This window comes from Neisseria sp. P0021.S006 (assembly GCF_051956895.1).
The window spans coordinates 1-789 of record NZ_JBQCWZ010000625.1 but is presented as its reverse complement, the minus strand read 5'-3'; the positions used below and the strand labels follow the sequence as shown (position 1 = coordinate 789).

Here is a 789-nt window from a genome sequence, read left to right as displayed (position 1 = left end):
CGGAAATCGTTGCCGTCGTACACCCCGCTCTTGTCGCTAAACTTTTTCGCCTCGTCCGTACCGTAATACTGTTTTTCCGTCATATCGCGGATGTCGTAACGCTGTTTGGTATCCTCAAACACGCCGCCGACATAATGCCTGCCGCCGAAGCGGTAGCCCAGCTTGGCAAGCCACGAACCGCTGCGGTAATCCATCGGATCGGGCAATATCCTGCCGCCGCCTGTGTACGATTGGGCGGACAGGTTTTCGTGGCGCGCCTGCGCCTCCCGCACCATCGCTTCTTCTTCACTGTTTAAAGCCTGACCTTTTGAACGGCGTTCTTCCACCCAGCGGTTGAGCTGGTTTTTCAAATATTTCCCGTTGCCCGCCAATTTTGCCACAGGCTTGAGCTCACTCTCGCCCTCCGCCAGGAAATATTCCGCCTTTTTATTCGGACTCTGAATATCGTATGTCTGGCGGAACGCGTCCAAACGGTCTATGCCGTATTCCACCCCGTCCGCAATATCGCCGTGCGGGCGCGTTTCCCGCCCTTGGCGTTCGGTTCGGATTAACAGCCCTTCCCAACCGTCCTTACTGAAACCCGCGCCGAGCGACTTCATAAATTGGCGGTTTTTACTGCCGTAGGCGGTTTTTGCCTGTATCCCCCAACTTTTGCCGTCTGAAATCAGGTCTGCCGCCTCTTTGGTGCGGAGGGAGACTGCTCCGCCGAGCGCACCGCTGCCGTGATCGGAAGAACCGGCACCTTTGTCGATTTCTACCGTACCGACGTTTTCATATTCGATTTCGTTG

1 pseudogene is annotated in these 789 nt (G+C 55.9%); it reads right to left on the bottom strand.

The window, feature by feature from the left end:
• Positions 1–789: pseudogene (locus ACTHUM_RS16115) on the bottom strand (lactoferrin/transferrin family TonB-dependent receptor); the annotation flags it as partial.